This is a genomic window from Desulfomicrobium aestuarii, from assembly GCF_055385525.1.
Map to the genome: position 1 here is coordinate 1449936 of NZ_AP042427.1, position 18580 is coordinate 1468515.

The 18580-nt window shown below is 62.4% G+C and carries 14 protein-coding genes and 2 tRNA genes; 6 read left to right on the forward strand and 10 right to left on the reverse strand.

Features of this window, described 5'->3' with window-relative positions:
• The first annotated feature begins 13 nt into the window (after positions 1-13).
• The 3 genes from ACZ5AC_RS06610 (at position 14) to ACZ5AC_RS06620 (ending at position 3611) form a co-directional block, all read left to right on the forward strand.
• Positions 14-904, forward strand: coding sequence for a hypothetical protein (locus tag ACZ5AC_RS06610; RefSeq protein WP_464250158.1), 891 nt, complete (start codon positions 14-16; stop codon positions 902-904).
• Between the two features lie 295 nt (positions 905-1199).
• Complete coding sequence (locus tag ACZ5AC_RS06615) at positions 1200-2384, forward strand: hypothetical protein (protein ID WP_464250159.1); 1185 nt, start codon at positions 1200-1202, stop codon at positions 2382-2384.
• 168 nt (positions 2385-2552) lie between these two features.
• Positions 2553-3611, forward strand: a complete 1059-nt coding sequence (locus tag ACZ5AC_RS06620; RefSeq protein WP_464250160.1) for a tyrosine-type recombinase/integrase — start codon at positions 2553-2555, stop codon at positions 3609-3611.
• A 21-nt stretch (positions 3612-3632) separates the two neighbouring features.
• Here the strand turns inward: ACZ5AC_RS06620 and ACZ5AC_RS06625 are convergent.
• From ACZ5AC_RS06625 to ACZ5AC_RS06635, 3 genes are all read right to left on the reverse strand, one after another.
• A tRNA-Asp gene (locus ACZ5AC_RS06625) sits at positions 3633-3709 on the reverse strand.
• A 12-nt stretch (positions 3710-3721) separates the two neighbouring features.
• Positions 3722-3797 (reverse strand) — tRNA-Val (locus ACZ5AC_RS06630).
• A gap of 162 nt (positions 3798-3959) precedes the next feature.
• Entirely contained in the window at positions 3960-4265 is a 306-nt protein-coding gene (locus tag ACZ5AC_RS06635) for an IscA/HesB family protein (RefSeq protein WP_464250161.1), read from the reverse strand.
• 206 nt (positions 4266-4471) lie between these two features.
• On the opposite strand from ACZ5AC_RS06635, the gene ACZ5AC_RS06640 reads away from it, so the two are divergent.
• Positions 4472-5479, forward strand: coding sequence for a GGDEF domain-containing response regulator (locus ACZ5AC_RS06640; RefSeq protein WP_464250162.1), 1008 nt, complete (start codon positions 4472-4474; stop codon positions 5477-5479).
• Positions 5480-5540: 61 nt separating this feature from the next.
• On the opposite strand, the gene ACZ5AC_RS06645 is transcribed toward ACZ5AC_RS06640, so the two are convergent.
• From ACZ5AC_RS06645 to acs, 5 genes are all read right to left on the reverse strand, one after another.
• Positions 5541-6452, reverse strand: coding sequence for a PP-loop family protein (locus ACZ5AC_RS06645; protein ID WP_464250163.1), 912 nt, complete (start codon positions 6450-6452; stop codon positions 5541-5543).
• A gap of 2 nt (positions 6453-6454) precedes the next feature.
• Positions 6455-6652 carry a ubiquitin family protein gene (locus ACZ5AC_RS06650; protein ID WP_028577171.1) on the reverse strand — a complete coding sequence of 66 codons (198 nt, stop codon included), beginning with the start codon at positions 6650-6652 and terminating at the stop codon, positions 6455-6457.
• A 152-nt stretch (positions 6653-6804) separates the two neighbouring features.
• A complete protein-coding gene (locus ACZ5AC_RS06655) occupies positions 6805-9942 on the reverse strand; it encodes an MFS transporter (RefSeq protein ID WP_464250164.1) in 3138 nt (1045 codons plus the stop codon).
• A complete protein-coding gene (locus ACZ5AC_RS06660; protein ID WP_464250165.1) occupies positions 9939-10514 on the reverse strand; it encodes a TetR/AcrR family transcriptional regulator in 576 nt (191 codons plus the stop codon). Before ACZ5AC_RS06660 ends, ACZ5AC_RS06655 begins: the two co-directional genes overlap by 4 nt.
• 116 nt (positions 10515-10630) lie before the next feature.
• Complete coding sequence (gene acs / locus ACZ5AC_RS06665) at positions 10631-12604, reverse strand: acetate--CoA ligase (RefSeq protein ID WP_464250166.1); 1974 nt, start codon at positions 12602-12604, stop codon at positions 10631-10633.
• A 170-nt stretch (positions 12605-12774) separates the two neighbouring features.
• Between acs and ACZ5AC_RS06670 the strand changes: the two genes are divergently transcribed.
• Together ACZ5AC_RS06670 and ACZ5AC_RS06675 are read left to right on the forward strand one after the other, a co-directional pair.
• A complete protein-coding gene (locus tag ACZ5AC_RS06670) occupies positions 12775-15465 on the forward strand; it encodes a bifunctional acetate--CoA ligase family protein/GNAT family N-acetyltransferase (RefSeq protein ID WP_464250167.1) in 2691 nt (896 codons plus the stop codon).
• A gap of 515 nt (positions 15466-15980) precedes the next feature.
• A complete protein-coding gene (locus ACZ5AC_RS06675; protein ID WP_464250168.1) occupies positions 15981-17267 on the forward strand; it encodes a citrate synthase in 1287 nt (428 codons plus the stop codon).
• Between the two features lie 121 nt (positions 17268-17388).
• On the opposite strand, the gene ACZ5AC_RS06680 is transcribed toward ACZ5AC_RS06675, so the two are convergent.
• Both ACZ5AC_RS06680 and ACZ5AC_RS06685 read right to left on the reverse strand, forming a co-directional pair.
• Positions 17389-17868: a pyridoxamine 5'-phosphate oxidase family protein gene (locus ACZ5AC_RS06680; RefSeq protein ID WP_464250169.1), complete on the reverse strand. Its 480-nt coding sequence runs from the start codon at positions 17866-17868 to the stop codon at positions 17389-17391.
• Between the two features lie 3 nt (positions 17869-17871).
• Complete coding sequence (locus ACZ5AC_RS06685) at positions 17872-18567, reverse strand: type 1 glutamine amidotransferase (protein WP_464250170.1); 696 nt, start codon at positions 18565-18567, stop codon at positions 17872-17874.
• Positions 18568-18580: the final 13 nt, after the last annotated feature.

The following is an 18580-nucleotide window of genomic DNA, read 5'->3' on the forward strand; positions in this document are numbered from 1 at the left end:
GTTAAAAGCACTGATGAATACGTTAGAAGAAATTTTTTCAAAACAATTAATCAAATTAATTCCAGATATTTATGCTGCAATTTGTACTGGAAAAATTAAGGATAAATCAAGAAAAATTACAAAGCTTCCACAGTTGCAGCAATGGTTAAATTTCTACAGAAATTCAAAATCAATTTTTTTTATTTCAGTTCTAAATATGCTATCGACAACAGGCCGTTGCTCGCTATTACTAGAACAGATGTGCCTATATTTATTGCCTCAAAAAGAAAGAAATGATATATTATATGAGACATTAAATGAAATCAGTTCATATTCAATAGAAGAAAAGATAAAATTTCAATCAGAAGTAGCAGACTATAATCAACGTCTCAAACAAGAGAGTGATGCTCTCTTTAATGAGAATTACGAAAACGTATCAAGAGATCAAGCAATTTCATTTATTTCAGAATCAGAAATTCAATTTTTTTTAAAAGTCATTATTCCATGCTTCGTATTATATGGAAAATTTCCGTCTCAATTACTTAGAAAAGCTCGTCTTGGTGATGAAAAATCTATTAAACAACTAGTACAAATTGATCATTCCATTATTCATGATAAAAAAATTTCACAATATATTCACAATCTTTCTTTTCGAAATCCAACACGTCATAAACTACTAATCCGTGTTCTTGTCAAAGATCATCCAAAACCAAAAGAGAAAGATCTAAAAGTTGATGCTGCTGCGTTGATTTCTTTATTTAATGATTTGTTTAGCAAAGTACTTAAGACAAAAAAGATGACTGCTCCTCAAATCCGACAACTTTTTGTTGATGATACAGATCTACCAGTTGCTGAAACATTCTATAAAAGCATAAAACGAAACACTATGTGGGATGATCTCTTAAAACTCCCGGACAAATACTGATTCAAATTCTGTCCGCGTAACCTCCCTTCCTTCGGCCCTAATCGGGCCGCATGAAAACACTTCTTTCATTTTTCCAACACAATTGGCTGAGTTATCTCCACGCAAGGCCGCATGAAGCGGCGGCCAGCGGAGACCCCGACGCTGGCGCGAGCGAGCAGGCGGCCCGGCCTTGGGCACAACCTTTCAACCTGGGCAGAAATACGGCGCGCGGCGTTTGTGTGCTTGCGGATCGCGCCAAGCGAGAAGCAAGGACACAAAAAGCCGTGCAACGGCCGAAGGCCGAAAAGGGGGGCACATGTCTATCAGCCCCCCTCTAAACATACCCTGTAAACCCCTTTTATCCGGTATCGACTCATTATCATTGACGATTCAAGTCGAGTGGCAAAATTCCGATTTTTTCACCCTTCTGGACAAGGCAAAAGCAGTTGCCAAGGAGTATGAAACCGACTGCCCCTTGTTCACCGACACGGATCAGGACGTTTCTTTCATGGTCCGTTCTCACGGCTCCAGCGGCTACACATGGCTGATCCACGGCAAGGAATACGCCCTGAGTATCGGCAACTGGCTAGCTCCCAAAAGCCGCCCCAGCATCAAACTCGAAATCCGGTCTGAAACTCTGTGGCGCTATACGCCGAACGATGCTTTCCAGCGAATTCTTGCCTTCCTGGAGAATCAAGGCGCAAAGATCATCGCGGTCAAGCCCAGCCGTGTTGATCTGTGCATGGACATCCTCCTTCCTGTCGATCTCTGGAACCTCGGTCTTATGTCCACGGCAGTGACACGCTCGGTTACTCGGTCGGTGTTTTTTGACCGCCAAGCCCTCACAGGCTTTCAATTCGGCAAGGGCGATATGGCGGCGAGACTTTATGATAAGATTCTGGAAATTCAGAGTAAATCCAAGAAATTCTGGTTTTATGACCTGTGGAAACTTGACGCGATACCTGAAGGTTTCAAGGTCATCCGTGTTGAATTTCAGATGCGCCGGGGAGTGCTGAAGGATCTCGGCCTGGATACCCTTGCCGCCACGTTCCCGACATTGGAAAATGCTTGGGCGTATGCCTCCCAGAAATGGCTAACCTTCCAGGACTACCCCGAGCGGCAGTATCATCACCGGCCTATCTCTTCCTGGTGGAAAACCGTTCAGAACTCCTTCCTCGGCATCGAACAGCCATCCCCTCTGATCCGAGCCAAGGCCATTGCGATAGACCAAGAGCGGCTCGCACGGCAAGGCTACGGCTTCTTCACGTCCCTGCTTGCCACGCGGCTTGATTCCCCATGCGCAAAGGTTTCCGGCGATGACCTCTTAGACGAGTTCATCCGAAGCACCATCCTTGCCGGGAAGACCGCGAAGGACATTCCCGACGATGTGGCCGAAAAGGTCATGCGGTTTTACCGGGGCCGGGACAAGCAGAAAGCCGCACGGCAGCTCCGCGAGGAAATGGGCTTCCCGTGCAACCTGCCCAAGGAGGATGAGTCATGAAGATTACTCCGACCCTTGGCCAGATAGTTCAAAGTGCAGACGTCGCCGCCTTCTTCCAGGTTGCGGAATCCACCGTTCTTCGCCATTGTGCGCGCTACGGTGGGGTAAAGATTGGCCGTCGTATCCTGTTCTTTGAAAAACTCATAGATGAAGCGATCAGGAGAACGTATGCCATACAAGCTGGGCAAGAAATGGATGGCTCAGGTCAACATAGACGGGCAGAAGGTCAGGAAACGATTCGAGACCAAGGCCGAAGCGAAGGCGTGGGAAATCGATCAAAAAGACCGCATCCTGCACCCCGAAAAGCAGATCCGTTCGGTCTCACTTCTTGAATGGGGCACCGGGTATCTGGAATTCGCTCTGCGGAAGTTCAGTCCCAAGGTGTTCAACGAGAAAAAGAACGTGTTCCGCCTCCTGGTGATCCGGTTCGGAGCCGACACCCCGGTTTCGACACTCACGCCCGGGCTGGTGCTCGGGTACTGCCAGAAGGAACTGAAGAAGCGTTCCGGCCACAGCGTGAACAAGGATCTGAAGAACCTCCAGGCTGCATACAACTGGGGCATGAAGTACCACGACTTCCCGGAGCCAAACCCGTTCCAGAAGGTGGACCGTCTGCCGCAGGATCAGCAGGTGCGCTACGTGCCGCCGGAAAGGGACTTCTGGGCCGTGTACAACGTCGCAACGGGTCAGGACAGGGTTTTGCTCCATGCCTTCCTGTTCACGGCTGCACGGCGCGGAGAACTGTACAAGCTGAGATGGTCGGATGTGGACTTCGAAGGCCGGCTGATCCGGCTCGGAACCAGGAAGAGGAAGAACGGCTCTCTGGAGTACGAACAGATCCCGATGATGGACGAGCTGTGCGAAGTGCTCCAGGCGCACAAGGAAGAGGCGGAAGGGTTGTGGGTTTTTCAGCAACCCACAGGCAGGAGAAAAGGACAGCCGTACTCGGAGAACCGGGGATTCCCGCAGGACCTGTGCAGGCAGGCCGGGGTCAAGGCGTTCGGGTGCCACGCAATCCGGCATCTGACGGCCTCGATCCTGGCTCAACACAACGTGCCCATGATCGCTATCCAGCAGATCCTCAGGCACAAGAAGCTGTCCACCACGGAAAGATATGTGCGCGGCCTGGAGCCGGTGCGTGTGCACCTCCAGGTTCTTTCCGGCGGGTTCCTCAAAAATAAACCCACAGCGGAACCCACAAAAGAAAAAGAGCTTAAGGCTGTTTAAACCCTAAGCTCTTGATTTCTATGGCGGGGCCGATGGGACTCGAACCCACGGCCTCCGGCGTGACAGGCCGGCGTTATAACCGTCTTAACTACGACCCCGCATGGTCTTCTTGGTGGGCGGTACAGGGATCGAACCTATGACATTCGGCTTGTAAGGCCGACGCTCTCCCAGCTGAGCTAACCGCCCTGTCCCGTCCAACGAGAAACAGTCTCTATAGATGCAGCCCGCCGCTGTCAAAGGCTTTTTTGGGGTATGCGCAAAAAAGATGCGGCGCCGTCGCGGCCGGCTGTTCCAACGCAAAAGGGCCATCCTTGCGGACGGCCCCGGTGCGTTTCGAGCAGCTGCGGGCTAGCCGCAGGAGGTGCAGGAAGAGCACCCGGAGGAGCTCGCCTTCATGCTCGACTTGATGTTGAAGCCCATGTGGGGGTGGAATTCCACGGAGATGGGCTGAGCTTCGCTCATCAGGTTGGTTTCAATCAGAAAGGTGTATCCGTCGATTACGTGAACCACGTCGTTGTCTTTTTGCTCATCCAGAGCAAGCGCCAGGCGAGGCCCGCCTCAGCCAGCCGCCATGTAGACCCGGATCGGGGACACTTCCTTGCCGGCGAAGTGCATGTCGAGCTGCTCTTTGGCAGCCTTGGTCAGTTCAAACATGGAATCCTCCTTTGTGTGGGATCGTTGGTAGTTATTGATCAAATCGATGTCAATGTCCCCGGCGGCAAGATTTTACCGATTCAGGGCGCGTTCCCTCGTTAACCTTGGGACAACAATGACATAGGCGCATCAAAAAGATGCTTGTGTCCTGTCGCGTTCCGGGGGTATGGAGGCCGTATAAACATGAATTCAACCCTGGCCAGAGCATGACGCCACATTCCGCCCGCATCCTGCTCGTCGACGACGAACTCACGCTCCTCGAACTGCTCGGAGACTATCTGCGCGACCGCGGGCACGACGTCGTCACGGCCGAGAATGGGGCCGGCGCCCTGGATCTCTACAACGCCGAACTCCCCGACCTGGTCCTGCTGGACCTGAAGCTGCCGGACGTTTCGGGTCTCGACGTGCTGCGGCACATCACCTCCCGCGACGAGGAGACGGCCATGATCGTCATTTCCGGCGTCGGCTCCCTGGACGACGTCATCGAGGCCCTGCGGCGCGGCGCATGGGATTTCCTGGTCAAGCCCTTCATCAACCTCGAACTCGTCATGCACTCCGTGGAAAAGGCCCTGGAGAAGCGGCGCCTGCGGCAGGAAAACCGCCTGTACCGCGAACACCTCGAGGAGGAGGTCCAGCGGCGCACCCAGGAACTCAGGCAGGAGATTCTGGCCCGCAAGCGCATCGAGGAGGACCTGCGCCGCAGCGAGATGCGCTACCGCGAGCTGAGCCTGACCGACGAGCTGACGGGCCTCTACAACGCCCGTCACTTCTTCCGCCAGGTCCAGGCCGAGGTGGAGCGGGCCATGCGCTACAACAGCCCGCTGTCCCTCTGCGTCCTCGATATCGATCATTTCAAGGAATACAACGACGCCTACGGGCACCTCTGCGGCGACTCGGTCCTTTCGGAACTGGGACGCGGCATCCAGAAGCTCATTCGCGATTCGGACTCCGCCTACCGCTACGGCGGCGAGGAGTTCATCATCGTCCTGCCGGCCACCAACCGCGAAGAGGCGGCGCGCGTGGCCGAGCGCATCCGCTGCTCCTTCCACGAGCACGCCTTCTTCCCCCGCCCCGGGACCGAGGTCCACGTGACCATCAGCCTGGGCGTGACCAGCTACGTTCCGGGAGAGTCCATTTCGGACTTCGTGGACCGGGCCGACCAGAACATGTACGCCGCGAAAAAGTGCGGCCGCAACACCACCGTCTGCCGGTGATAGCGCCCCCGCACCAGGGACTCTTGAAAAACAACCGGGAGTGCCGCCTGTCCCGCCTCCTTCAGCCTTCTTCTTTTCCCTCGCTCATCATCCCCTTCAGCCGACAGAAGCCGCATTCCCCGGCCGAGGTCGGGTAGCCGCAGGTCGTGCAGGGCTCGATGCTGACCGTGGTTTCGCCGCGGGGGGCGAAGCCTGGGCGGCCGTCCTTGAGGAAGCCGTCGTAGAAGCGGATCTTGCGGCCGGGCTGGATGTCCTCCAGGTCCGAGAGAAGCTTCTTGTAGATGGGGAAGCTCGCCTTGGAGCTGTAGGGGCAGGGGGCGTAGCCGTAGTCGATGCCGGCCAGGAAGCAGAGGTTGGCCGTCTCGAACTCGGACATGCGGAAGAGGGGCTTGACCTTCTTGGCGAAGCCGCCCTCGGCCGGCATGACCGGGCCCTGGTCGCTCAGGTACTCCACGTCCCAGCGCATGACGTTGGCGAACAGGCGCGAGGTTTCATCGTCGAGGTTGTGGCCCGTGGCCAGGGCCGTGAAGCCGTTGTCCATGGCGAAGCGGTTGAAGAGGTAGCGTTTGGTCTGGCCGCAGACCGAGCAGATGGGGCGCTTCACGCGCTTCTTCACGTCGCACATGGCCAGGCCCATGGAGGCCGTCTCGATGACGTGCAGCCGGATGCCGTGCTTCTCGCAGAAGCGTTCGGTGTAGCCGCGGGCAATGGGCGAGGACTCGGGGATGCCCAGGTCGATGTGCAGGCCCTCGATGTCGTAGCCCATATCCTTCAGCATCCAGGACAGGGCCAGGGAGTCCTTGCCGCCGGAGATGGCGATGAGGATGCGGTCCTCGAAGGTGAACATGTCGTGCTCCTTGATGGCCCGCTCCACCAGGCGGCGGGCGAAGACCAGGAAGCACTCCCTGCAGAAGGCCGTGTGGTGGCTGGGCAGGGCGACGACGGCCGGGACGTGGCAGCGTTTGCACTTCATGGCTACCCCCTGGACCCGACGTCGCGCACGGTGATGTGGTCGCCGTCCTTGAGATTCAGGTCGTGCGTGAGGAGGCCTCCGTCGCGGATGACGAGGGCGCGGCCGGGCTTGCGGCCGACCTTGAGCAGAAGCTGGGCGACCGTGCCTGGACGGTCCATGGTGAATTCCCGGTTTTCGGGTTCGATACGTACGGTGATCATGCGTTATCTGTTCGTTGTTGTGGGTTTCCGGCAGAAACGTGCAGAGCGGCGGGCCGCGTCCGGAAGATTCCGCCCCTGACGGGCCGTCGCTTTTGCACGGCCTTCGAATTTCGAGTTTTCCACCAGTCAGCTAAGTCGAGGCGGCCCGAAGATCAAGGTTTTTCGGACCGTGGTTGTCCGGATTCGCCGCCGTCGCGGCCGGCCAGGATCAGGAAACCGTCCTCGTCGAGGCGCCCCTGGTCCTGGGTCACGAACCAGCGGATGCCGTCGCGCTCGATCACGGCCGAGCCCGTGTCGCGGCCCAGGTAGCCCTGCATGACCTGGGTGCCGCCGATGAGGATGCGTCCCGTTTCGCCGTGGGACAGGTCCTCCAGGGTGCCAGGGTCCACGATGCGCAGGGCCGAGCCGGGCACGGGCAGGCCCACGGTGCCGGGCTTGCGGCCCTGCTGGACGCTCAGGTCTGCGGGGTTCAATACGTCGGGGGCGTTGACCGTGGCCACGGGAGTGGTCTCGGTGGTGCCGTAGCCGTCGTGGATCATGAGGCCGAACTTCTGGCGGAAGTCGCGGACCGTGGCCGAGTTCAGCGTCTCGCCGCCCGAGAGCACGAAGCGCAGGGAGGCGAACATGAGCGGGTGCAGGGCTTCGGCGGCGGCATAGGCCGCCAGGGCCTCGGGCGCGGCGCAGAGCAGGGTGGCCTCGAACTCCGCGCACAGGCGGCCGACGGTCCGCGCGTCCATGGGGTCGCGGTGGCAGACCACGGGTACGGACTCCAGCAGCGGCAGGAACATGGTCGTGGTCAGCCCCAGGGCCTCGTGCAGGGGCATGGCCGTGAGCAGCACGTCGTCGCCGCGCGGCGTGAAGAGCGAGGACGCCTGGCGGCCGTTGGTGATGATGTTGGCGTGACTGAGGCGCACGCCAACACGCTCACCGCCGCGCTCGACGAAGACCACCGCCGCCGTGTCCGCGCCTGCCGCCCGACCGGGCAGGGCCAGCCGCACCAGCCTCCCGGGCAGCAGGCGCAGCAGCGCACGAGCCGCCCACTCCTGTCGCATGCCCTTGCGCGCGTCCACAAAGTCCATGCAGTCCATGAAGTCCGTCCCGTCCACGACCCGCGCTCCTTCTTCCCCCAGCACCAGCCCGGCACCGGCCTTGCGCAGGCAGCCGCGCAGTTCCTCCTCGCCCAGTCCCGGGTCCAGGTTGACCACGGTCTTGCCTGCCATGAGCGCGGCCATGTTGGCCACGGCCCCCTTGGCTCCGGGGGGCAGCATGACGCCCACGGCCCCCTCGGGGCGTTTGGCCAGAATGCGGGACAGGCGCAGGGCGCACAGGGCCAGCTCTTCGGACGTCAGGCGCGCGCCGGCGGAGTCGGCCACGGCCAGACGCCCCGGGGTGCGGCGCACGGCCTGCAGCCATTTGACGGGGATGGAGGGCTGGGAGCCGGCGAACTCCTGCCAGGCGAGGATGGACATGCGGTGCACGGCGTCCTTGACCTCCATGGGCGATGCCGACGGCGGCAGGGCCGGGCCGAAGCAGAGGTTCACGTCGCGGGTCAGGGCGCCGTCGGTGTTGCGCCGGAAATGGCGGCTCACGGCGGACCAGCGGCTGCCCCACAGACCGCGCAGGTAGAAGGGCACGATGGGACAGTCGGCCTGCGTGGCCGGGATGGCGTATCCGCGGCGGAAGGGGCCGAGCTGCCCGTTGCGGCTGATGGCGCCTTCGGGGAAGAGGACCACGCACTCCCCGGCCTTGAGGGTCTCGGTGATGGTCCGCAGGGCCGATTTGCTGGCGGCCGAGGACGAGATGGGGATGACCCGGTAGAGGTCCAGGAACCAGCGGATGTACCAGCGGTCGTAGTAGCGCCGCGTCATGACGAAGCGCACGGGCCGGGGCACGGCCAGGTGCAGCACGGCCCAGTCGATCCAGCTCGTGTGGTTGCCCAGGAGCAGCACGCCGCCTTTGGAAGGGATATTCTGCAGGCCGCTGACCGTCAGCCGGTAATGCTGGGCGAAGACCACGCGCAGCAGGAAGCGCATCAGGGACTGGGGCAGGTGGCGCAGGGTGTGGAAGGTTCCGAAGGCCATGACGACGGCCAGGGTCAGGATGATGGGAACGCTGGCCAGGCCCGTCAGGGAGGCGAGCACCGTCCCGCACAGGAAGGCCAGCATGGCCACGTTCTGCATGAAATTGTTGCCGGCCAGGATGGTGCCCAGGTCCGAGTCCTCGGCGTTGAACTGGATGAGCGCGTTCAGCGGCACGACGAACAGGCCGCCGAAGAAGCCGTAGACGGTCAGCAGGAGCCCCAGGGCCACGGTGTCGTGCATGGCCGGGATGAGGGCCAGGCAGGCCGTCATGCCCACGGCCGCAAGGGGGATGACGCCCGTTTCGATGTAGGTCTTCGAGAGCCGCCCGGCCGTGACGGAGCCGACGATGATGCCCACGCCGCCGATGGCCAGGAGCCCCTGGGCGATGACGGTGGATGTCACTCCGGCCGATTCCTTGAGATGCGCCCCGAAGGCCGCGAAGAGCACCTGGTTCACGGCCCAGAAGAGCGACAGGCCCAGGACCGAGAGGCGGATGGTCCGGTTGTCCCAGATGTTCTTCAGGTTTTTCTTTAAGTATTCGCCGCGGACGTAAGCGGTGCGATCCAGGCGCAGGGTGGCGTCGCCGTCCTTGTGCTTGGGGATGCGCAGGGCCACGAGGGTCTGGGCCACGGCGCCGGCGAAGAGAAGCAGGCCGCTGGGCGCGATGGCCTGCAGGATGTCCGTCTTGGTGGCGGCCTCGCCGATGAGGGCCTCGAAGACAACGGAGAAGAGCACGCCGCCCAGGAGGATGGCGACGATGGTCACGGCCTGGACCACGCCGTTGGCCATGCCGAGGTTGTCCTTGCCGGCCATCTCCTTGATGTAGCCGTACTTGGCCGGCGAGTAGAAGGCTGACTGGGCCGCCAGGATGAGCGTCAGGGCGAAGGCCGCCTCGAACCAGCCGAGGAGGTAGCTGGCGTAGATGAGGGCGGTCAGGGGCACGGCGAAGAAGGCCGTCCAGCGCATGACCAGGTGCTTGGAGAAGCGGTCGGCCAGGAAGCCGGCCGGCGTGAAGAACATGATGAAGGGCAGCAGGATGCAGGCGTTGACCAGCGCCGTCAGTCCGATCTGAGTGGAGCCGTCGTAGACCTTGAAGACCGTGTTCTGGATGACGATCTTGTGCCCCAGGTCGATCATGGCGTTGACGAGCACGACAGTCAGGTAGGGCAGGAACCCGCGGATGCCGAGGAGCCGGCGGCCGGCGCTCATGCCCGCGCACCCAGCATGCGCAGGCAGGCGGTCGTGACCAGCTCGGGCGTTTCGGGGGTCAGCTCGATCTTGCCGTAGCGGTGCAGGACCAGGGGCTGCATGATGGCGCCCATGATCAGGCCGGCGAAGAGATCCGCGTCGCAGGGAGGGATCTCGCCCAGGCCCACGGCCTGGCCCACGAAGCGCTCGGCCAGCCCGTGGGGCTCGGTCTCGCGGGACAGCAGCTTGTCTTCCGGGAATCCGTGCTGGGTCAGCAGGATGAAGGCGAACTGGTCGCTGTTGTAATGGTAGTAGTCGTAGATGGTCTGCACGGCCTGGGCCAGGCGCAGGCTGAAGGGCAGCCGGTCATCGAAGAGCATTTCGGACACGAGGTGCGTGAACTGGTCCAGCTCGCGGTTGAAGAGCTTCCAGGCCATTTCCTCCTTGCCGTCGTACCAGCGGTACAAGGCGCCTTCCGTCACCCCCGCGGCGGTGGCGATGTCCTTGATGGTCGTGCGCGCCAGCCCCTTGGTGGCGAACAGGCGGATGGCCGATTCCTCTATGATCTCGCGTTTCATGACGGGTCGTGACATGGTGCTTCCTCCTTACTTGGGTGAGCATTTATTTACTCACTTTGCGTCCGCGTCAAGAAAAAGGGGCGCGCCCGTACGGACGCGCCCCGAGGGAGATGTGCCGGCAATCCGTGGGGTCAGATGTGGCGCCCGGCGATGAGATCCTGAATGACGGTCGGGTCGGCGAGGGTGGAGGTGTCGCCGAAATCCTCCATGGCCGTGGAGCCGGCCGTGATCTTGCGCAGCACGCGGCGCATGATCTTGCCGCTGCGCGTCTTGGGCAGGCCCAGGGTGAACTGGATGACCTCGGGCGAGGCCAGGGGGCCGATCTCCTTGCGCACGTGGCTGCGCAGGGCCTTGATCAGGTCGTCTGACTCGTCCACGTCGGCGCGCAGGGTGACGTAGGCGTAGATGGCCTGGCCCTTGATGTCGTGGGGCATGCCGACCACGGCCGCTTCGGCCACGGCCGGATGGGAGACCAGGGCCGACTCGATCTCGGCCGTGCCCAGGCGGTGGCCCGAAACGTTGATGACGTCGTCCAGGCGGCCCATGATCCAGAAGTAGCCGTCGCTGTCCTGGCGCGCGCCGTCGCCGGACTCGTAGCGGCCCGGGAAGCGCTCGAAGTACTGCTGGCGGAAACGTTCCGGGTCGCCGAAGACGCCGCGCAGCATGCCCGGCCAGGGGCGTTCGATGACGAGGTTGCCGCCTTCGTTGGCGCCCGTCGGGTTGCCGTCGTTGTCGACGATGCGGGCGTGCACGCCGGGCATGGGCAGGGAGGCCGAACCGGGCTTGAGCGGCGTGGCGAAGGGCAGGGCCGTGATGAGGATGCCGCCCGTCTCGGTCTGCCACCAGGTGTCGACCACGGGCAGCTTCGACTTGCCGACGTTGGCGTGATACCACATCCAGGCTTCGGGGTTGATGGGCTCGCCGACGCTGCCCAGGACGCGCAGGGAGGACAGGTCGTTCTTCTGGGTCCACTCAACGCCGTCGCGCATGAGGGCCCGGATGACCGTGGGTGCGGTGTAGAAGCTCGTGACCTTGAACTTCTCGACGATCTGCCAGAAGCGCGACGGGTCTGGGTAGGAGGGCACGCCCTCGAACATGAGGGACGTAACGCCCAGCGTCAGGGGGCCGTAGACGATGTAGGTGTGGCCCGTGATCCAGCCCACGTCGGCCGTGCAGAAGTGGATGTCGTCCTCGAAGAGGTTGAAGACGTACTGGGTGGTGTGGGCCGCGTAGGTCAGGTAGCCGCCGGTGGTGTGCACCACGCCCTTGGGCTTGCCCGTGGAGCCGCTGGTGTAAAGGATGAAGAGCAGGTCCTCGGCGTCCATCTCCTCGCAGGGGCAGGTCGCGGGGAGATCCGGGTCGGCCATGACGTCGTGCCACCAGAGGTCCCGGCCCACGACCATGTTCACGTCGTTGCCGGCACGTTTGAGCACGATGCAGTTCGTCACGCTCGGGCAGCCGTTCAGGGCCTCGTCAACGTTGCCTTTGAGGGGGATCTTCTTGCCGGCGCGCAGCACCGCATCGGCCGTGACCAGGATCTTGGCCTCGCAGTCCTGGATGCGGTTCATGAGACTCGAAGCCGAGAAGCCGGCGAAGACGATGGAGTGGGTGGCGCCGATGCGCGTGCAGGCCAGCATGGCCACGGCCAGTTCGGGCACCATGGGCATGTACAGGGCCACGCGGTCGCCGCGCGAAACGCCCAGCTTCTTCAGGATGTTGGCGAAGCGGACGACGTCGGCCAGCAACTCGCGGAAGGTGATGTGGCGGACGTCCTCCTCGGGCTCGCCCTGCCAGATGATCGCCGTCTTGTCGCCCAGGCCGTTTTCCACGTGCCGGTCGAGGCAGTTGTAGCTGACGTTGAGCTTGCCGTTCACGAACCAGTTGATGCGGGGCTCCTTGAAATCGCAGTCCATGACCTTGTCCCAGGGCTTGAACCAGCTGACGAGTTCGCGGGCCCGGTCGCCCCAGTAGCCTTCGGGGTCCTGGTCGGCGCGGCGGTAGTGGGCCTCGTAGGTAGCCATGTCCGGGATATGGGCGCGGGGTGCCGCGGGCGGTGTGAAAAGGCGCTCTTCGTGCTGCAGGCTCTGGATATTTTCAGGACTCATGTGGTGGTTCCTCCTTGATAAAGCTGGTGATTCTTCGTGACCGGGTACTATCAGGAATTACGTCTAGAAGAAATGAATTTTGTTTTCCCGCCTTTTCTGGTAAATGGCTGATATTGGCGGTTAACGGAAGCCGCGCCTTTCCCCCATCGGTAAACGGAGCTTTTCGGACGATGAGCGTCAAACACCTGGATCTGTTGTTCAAGCCCAATTCCCTGGCCATCGTCGGCGCTTCGCGCGACCCCAATTCGGTCAGCGCCATCCTCATGCGCAATCTCATGTCCGGAAAATTCCTGGGCCCGGTGCTGCCCGTGTCGGGCGCCCAGGAGGCCATCTTCGGGGTGCTGTCCTACGTCAGCGTCACGTCCCTGCCCCTGACCCCGGACATGGCCATCATCTGCTCCTCGGTCTTCGACGCCCCGGACCGCCTGGCCGAACTGGCCGACAACGGCACCCACGTGGCCGTGATCATGGACCCGGGCTACGCCCTCCTCGACGGCCCGCAGAAGGCCCAGATCGACGAGCGCATCCGCCAGGTCGCACACGACAAGGACATCCGCGTCCTGGGCCCCGGGAGCCTCGGGATGATCGTGCCCGCCTCGGGCGTCAACGCGAGCCTGTCGCGCGTCGGAGCCAAGGAGGGCCGCATCGCCTTCGTCACCCAGTCCGACAGCCTCTTCGAGTCCGTTCTCGACTGGGCCCGGACCAACAACGTAGGCTTCTCCCACTGCGTCTCCCTGGGCCGCCAGCTGGACATCGACTTCAGCTCGGTCCTCGACTACCTCGGCTCCGACCCGGCCACCAAGGCCATCCTGCTCTACATCGAAAACATCCAGGACGCCCGGCGCTTCATGTCCGCGGCCCGGGCCAGCGCCCGCAACAAGCCCATTCTCGTCATCCGCCCGCGCCGCCTGCCGTGCGAGCTGCGCGACGCCGCCAGCGAGCTGACGGAGATGGACCAGGACCAGATCTACGACGCCGCCTTCCGCCGCGCCGGCATGGTCCGCGTGGACGACATCGACTCCCTGTTCGAGGGCGCCCGCACCCTGGCCAACTACAAGCCCCTGCGCGGCAACGGCCTGGCCATCATGACCAACGGCCAGAGCATCGGCCTGCTGGCCGCCGACACGCTCATCCAGGGAGGAGGGGAGCTGGCCGCCATCACCGAGGAGACCCAGCTCAAGCTGGAGGAGATCCTCGGCCCCGAGCGCTGTTCCGACAACCCGGTCACCCTGCCGTACAACGCCTCGCCGGAAGACTACGCCCGCGTCCTGAGCATCCTGGTGCGCGCCAAGGACGTGGGCTGCGTGCTCATCCTGCACGTGCCCTTCCAGGGCACGTCGAGCCTGGAGATCGCCCAGGCCGTGACCCAGGTTGCCAAGACCAGCCGCTGCCTGGTGCTGGCCAACTGGCTCGGCGAGGAGACCGTGCGCGACACCAAGGACGTCTTCGAGGACGCGGCCATCCCGGTCTTCGACCGGCCGGGCAAGGCCATCATGGCCTACCTGCACATGCTGCGCTACAAGCGCACCCAGAAGATTCTCATGCAGACCCCGGACTCCCTGCCCGCGGACTTCTTCCCGGACACGGAGCACGCCCTGGAGATCATCAGGACCGCCCTGAACGAGGGCCGCGCCCAGCTCTCCGAGGAGGAGTCCCGCCAGGTCCTGGCCTCCTACGGCGTGCCCGTGGTCGAGACCCGCATCTGCAAATCGGCCATGCAGGCCGTGGACGCCGCCTCGGAGATCGGCTTCCCCGTGGCCCTCAAGATCCGCTCGCCGCAGATCGCCCAGCCCTTCGACATCGGCGGCATCGCCCTGGATTTGACCACGCCGGACCTCGTCTTCGAGGCCGCGGCCAACATGTCCGCCCGCGTGCACTCCCAGGTGCCCAACGCCTACATCGAGGGCTTCACGGTCCAGAAGATGGGCCGCCGCCCCGGCGCCCACGAGCTGTTCATTTCCGTCTTCACCGACAATGTCTTCGGGCCCATCCTGCGCTTCGGTCACGGCGGCGTCTCGGCCCCGGTCATCAACGACCACGCCATGACCCTGCCGCCCCTGAACATGGGCCTGGCCCGGGAGCTCATCTACCGCACGCGCATCTCCAAGCTGTTGCAGGGCTCCCGCCGCCAGGCCGCGGCCGACATCGACGACATCTGCCTGGCCCTGATCCAGATCAGCCAGATGGTCATCGACCTGCCCCAGATCACCACCCTGGAGATGAACCCCATCTTCGCCGACGATCAGGGCGTCCTGGCCCTGGGCGCGCGCATCTGGATCCAGCCCGTAGCGGTCACGGGCCCCGAGCGCCTGGCCATCCGCCCCTACCCGCGCGAGCTCGAGGAGTGCGTGCGCCTCAAGAACGGCGACCAGATCCTGTTGCGGCCCATCCGCCCCGAGGACGCCCAGGCCCACCTGGACTTCATCCACGGCCTGTCCGAGGAGGACCTGCGCCTGCGCTTCTTCGGCCTGGTCCAGAACTTCGTACTGAGCGACATGCCCAAGTTCACCCAGATCGACTACGACCGCGAAATGGCCTTCATCGCCACCCACTTGGTCGACGGCAAGCCCGAGACCCTCGGCGTGGTGCGCACCTCGACCAAGCCCGACAACTCCGCGGCCGAGTTCGCCATCATCGTGCGCTCGGACATGAAGGGCACGGGCCTGGGCTCCATGCTCTTCGAAAAGATGATCCGCTACTGCAAGAGCCGCGGCACCCGCTACCTCGAAGGCCAGACCATGCCCCGCAACAAGGGTATGATCGGCCTGGCCAAACGCTTCGGCCTGGCCGTGACCCACAACTACGAGGAGGAGCTGGTCGAGATGCGCCTGCCCCTCTGGGAATGGGAGCCCGGCCGCTAGGAGGCCGCCCAGAATCCATTCTGGACTGCGTTGCTCCCCGATTTTCAAGGGCTCATGTAGTCGGCTACACCTCACCCTTGAAAATTGGATTGCGCCTTGCCAGAATGAATTCTGGGCGACCTCTTTTGGCCGTTCCGGTTCCTGGTCGGTAGGCGGCGGCGTGGACTTTGTGGACGAAATGGACTCTATGGACGCCGCCGGAAGAGGGGGGCGGTGGGGCGTTGCAAACCGCTTGTGCCTTGCCGTGGCGGTTTTTCTGAACGGCCGGGTTGCCACCGGTCGCCGCTGCCTCTTTCCGTCTTTTCTTCGGCCGCGTCCATCCCGTCCACAAAGTCCATACAGTCCATCTCGTCCATAAATCCCGCGCCCCCGCGCCCTCGCTCCCCGCAAATTTCCGCCCCCACGGACATCTGGATAATCCAATCGATTTCCGTTAAACGATTCTCTTCGCGCGGGCCCGGGCCGCGCTCACACTGATCTTTTTCCTGGCGAGGGGAGAGATTTCAGGAGGATATATGACGATGAACGATACGGCCACTCTGACCGTCGACGGCAAGACCTTCGAGCTGCCCGTGGTGCGCGGCACCGAGGGCGAGGTCGCGGTGGATGTGAGCCTTCTGCGCAGCGCATCCGGGGTCATCACCCTGGACCAGGGCTACGCCAATACCGGTTCCTGCTTCAGCGCCATCACCTTCGTCGACGGTGAGAAGGGCATCCTGCGCTACCGCGGCTACGACATTGCGGACTTGGCGCGATACAGTTCCTTCGTGGAGACGGCTATGCTGCTGGTCTTCGGCGAGCTGCCCACCCGCGAGGAGCGCGCCGCCTTCCGCACCATGCTCGGCGACCAGGCCCTGCTGCACGAAGACCTCATGCACCATTTCGAAGGGTTCCCGCCCAACGGGCATCCCATGGCCATTCTCTCGGCCGTGATCAATTCCCTGGGCGCCTACAACCCGGACCTGCTCGACATTCAGACCGAGCGCGAGTTCCGCAAGGTCGCGGCCAAGCTCATCAGCAAGGTGCGCACCATCGCCGCCTTCTCCTACCGCAAGTCCGTGGGCCTGCCCATCATGTACCCGGACCCGAGCCGCTCCTACTGCGAGAACTTCCTGCACATGATGTTCTCCGTGCCCTACAAGGAGCACGTGCCCACGCCCGAGGCCCAGAAGGCCCTCTCGGTCTTCCTGCTGGTCCACGCCGACCACGAGCAGAACTGCTCCTGCTCCACCGTGCGCATGGTCGGGTCCTCCGAGGCCAACCTCTTCGCCTCGGTCTCGGCCGGCATCTGCGCCCTGTGGGGACGCCTCCACGGCGGCGCCAACTCCGCCGTGGTCCACATGCTCGAACAGATCCGCGAGGGCGACATCTCCGTCAAGGAGTGCATCGAGCGGGTCAAGCGCAAGGAGTTCCGGCTCATGGGCTTCGGGCACCGCGTCTACAAGAACTTCGACCCCCGGGCCAAGGTCCTCAAGGAGTGCGCCACCAACCTGCTCTCCACCCTGCACATCAAGGACCCGCTCCTGGACATCGCCCAGGAACTCGAAGAAATCGCCCTGAACGACGACTTCTTCGTCTCGCGCAAGCTCTACCCCAACGTGGACTTCTACTCCGGCCTCATCCTGCGCGCCCTGAATATCCCCGTGAACATGTTCCCCGTCATGTTCGCCATGGGCCGCATGCCCGGCTGGATCGCCCACTGGCACGAACAGCACGTCGAGGAGAACACCCGCATCCACCGGCCCCGCCAGATCTACGTCGGGCCCAATGTGCGGGACTATGTGCCGATGAAGGACAGATAGGGGGGAATGCCTCCGGAGGGCAGGGGACTCGTCCCCTGCACCCCGTTCAGGGGGGATGATGTACGAGTGGAAGGGAGCTGCAGGGCTCCCTTTCTTTTTGGCGTTTTCTTGCCGGAAAGACTCAGACCTGCGGGTCGCCTGAGAAGGCCGGGTTGACCTTGCCGATCAGGTCGCGCAGGACCACGCGCACAACGGCCGTGCGTTCGAGCACCCTCGCGTCGAAGCCCGCCTCGGGGCCGTCATGGTGGCGCATGATGACGGCCAGTCCGGCCGCCTTGTCCGCCGGGTCATCGAGGACTTGGCCATGGCCGAAGCCGCTCACGGATTTGTAGTGCGTGGTGTAACCGCAGGGCAGGTCCTCGCGGATCAGCTCGCTTTCGGCCACGGCGACGAAGCTGACCAGCCCGTTGGCGCGGATGCAGTCCATCTTGCGGCCTTCGAGGGCGCTGTGGAAATAGACGGCGCCGTCCTCGTAGCCGAAATTGACGGTCACGACGTACGGTTCTCGGCCGTCCCACAGGCCGAGCTGCATGGTGCGGCAGCTGCGGAGCAGGCTTTCGATGGCGGCCTTGTCCCGGATGGCTCGTTTTTCCTTTCTCATGTTCTATTCCCCCATCAGGTTGTCGAGGAGTTGAAAAAGCAGCGTCTGCGTCGAGGCCGCCAGTTCCTGCCTGGCCCGCATTTCCCCGGCCGATTGCACGAAACCGGTTCGAGGCTCGAGCTCGTCGGCACAGTTGGCGATGAGCAGCTCCATGCTCTCGGGCGTGGTTTCCAGGTGAAACTGCAGGCCGACAATGCGCCCCCTGGCTTCGAAAGCCTGGTGCCGGCATGCGTCGCTCTCGGCAACGCAGACGGCTCCTGGCGGGATGGAGAAGGTTTCGCCGTGCCAGTGGAAAGCCGGAAACTCCGAGCCCAAGCCCGAGAAGAGCGGTGATTTCGCGCCCTGGGCGGTCAGGCGCACCGGAAACCAGCCGATCTCCCGGCCGTTGTTGGAGGTTACCCTGCCGCCGAGCACCTCGGCCAGAAGTTGGGCTCCGAGGCAGACGCCGAACAGACGCGCCCCGGCGTCGACCGCTTGCCCGAGGTAACGTTTCTCTTCACGCAGCCAATCGAATCGTTCTTCGTCATGCACGCTCATGGGGCCTCCCATGATCACCAGGAGATCCACCTCTTCGATGGTCGGCAGGGGCTCACGCAGAAAGAGGCGGGTCCGGGTGAGGGCATGTCCCCTCGCCTCGGCGTAGCGGACAATGGCGCCAGGCCCTTCGAACGGCACGTGTTCAATGGTGTGTATGCGCATCGATTTTGCCTTT

Coding starts and splice junctions, on each gene's coding strand:
- ACZ5AC_RS06610 (WP_464250158.1), top strand. CDS start 14: ATGAATACGTTAGAAGAAATTTTTTCAAAACAATTAATCAAATTAATT.
- ACZ5AC_RS06615 (WP_464250159.1), top strand. CDS start 1,200: ATGTCTATCAGCCCCCCTCTAAACATACCCTGTAAACCCCTTTTATCC.
- ACZ5AC_RS06620 (WP_464250160.1), top strand. CDS start 2,553: ATGCCATACAAGCTGGGCAAGAAATGGATGGCTCAGGTCAACATAGAC.
- ACZ5AC_RS06640 (WP_464250162.1), top strand. CDS start 4,472: ATGACGCCACATTCCGCCCGCATCCTGCTCGTCGACGACGAACTCACG.
- ACZ5AC_RS06645 (WP_464250163.1), bottom strand. CDS start 6,452: ATGAAGTGCAAACGCTGCCACGTCCCGGCCGTCGTCGCCCTGCCCAGC.
- ACZ5AC_RS06650 (WP_028577171.1), bottom strand. CDS start 6,652: ATGATCACCGTACGTATCGAACCCGAAAACCGGGAATTCACCATGGAC.
- ACZ5AC_RS06655 (WP_464250164.1), bottom strand. CDS start 9,942: ATGAGCGCCGGCCGCCGGCTCCTCGGCATCCGCGGGTTCCTGCCCTAC.
- ACZ5AC_RS06660 (WP_464250165.1), bottom strand. CDS start 10,514: ATGTCACGACCCGTCATGAAACGCGAGATCATAGAGGAATCGGCCATC.
- acs (WP_464250166.1), bottom strand. CDS start 12,604: ATGAGTCCTGAAAATATCCAGAGCCTGCAGCACGAAGAGCGCCTTTTC.
- ACZ5AC_RS06670 (WP_464250167.1), top strand. CDS start 12,775: ATGAGCGTCAAACACCTGGATCTGTTGTTCAAGCCCAATTCCCTGGCC.
- ACZ5AC_RS06675 (WP_464250168.1), top strand. CDS start 15,981: ATGACGATGAACGATACGGCCACTCTGACCGTCGACGGCAAGACCTTC.
- ACZ5AC_RS06680 (WP_464250169.1), bottom strand. CDS start 17,868: ATGAGAAAGGAAAAACGAGCCATCCGGGACAAGGCCGCCATCGAAAGC.
- ACZ5AC_RS06685 (WP_464250170.1), bottom strand. CDS start 18,567: ATGCGCATACACACCATTGAACACGTGCCGTTCGAAGGGCCTGGCGCC.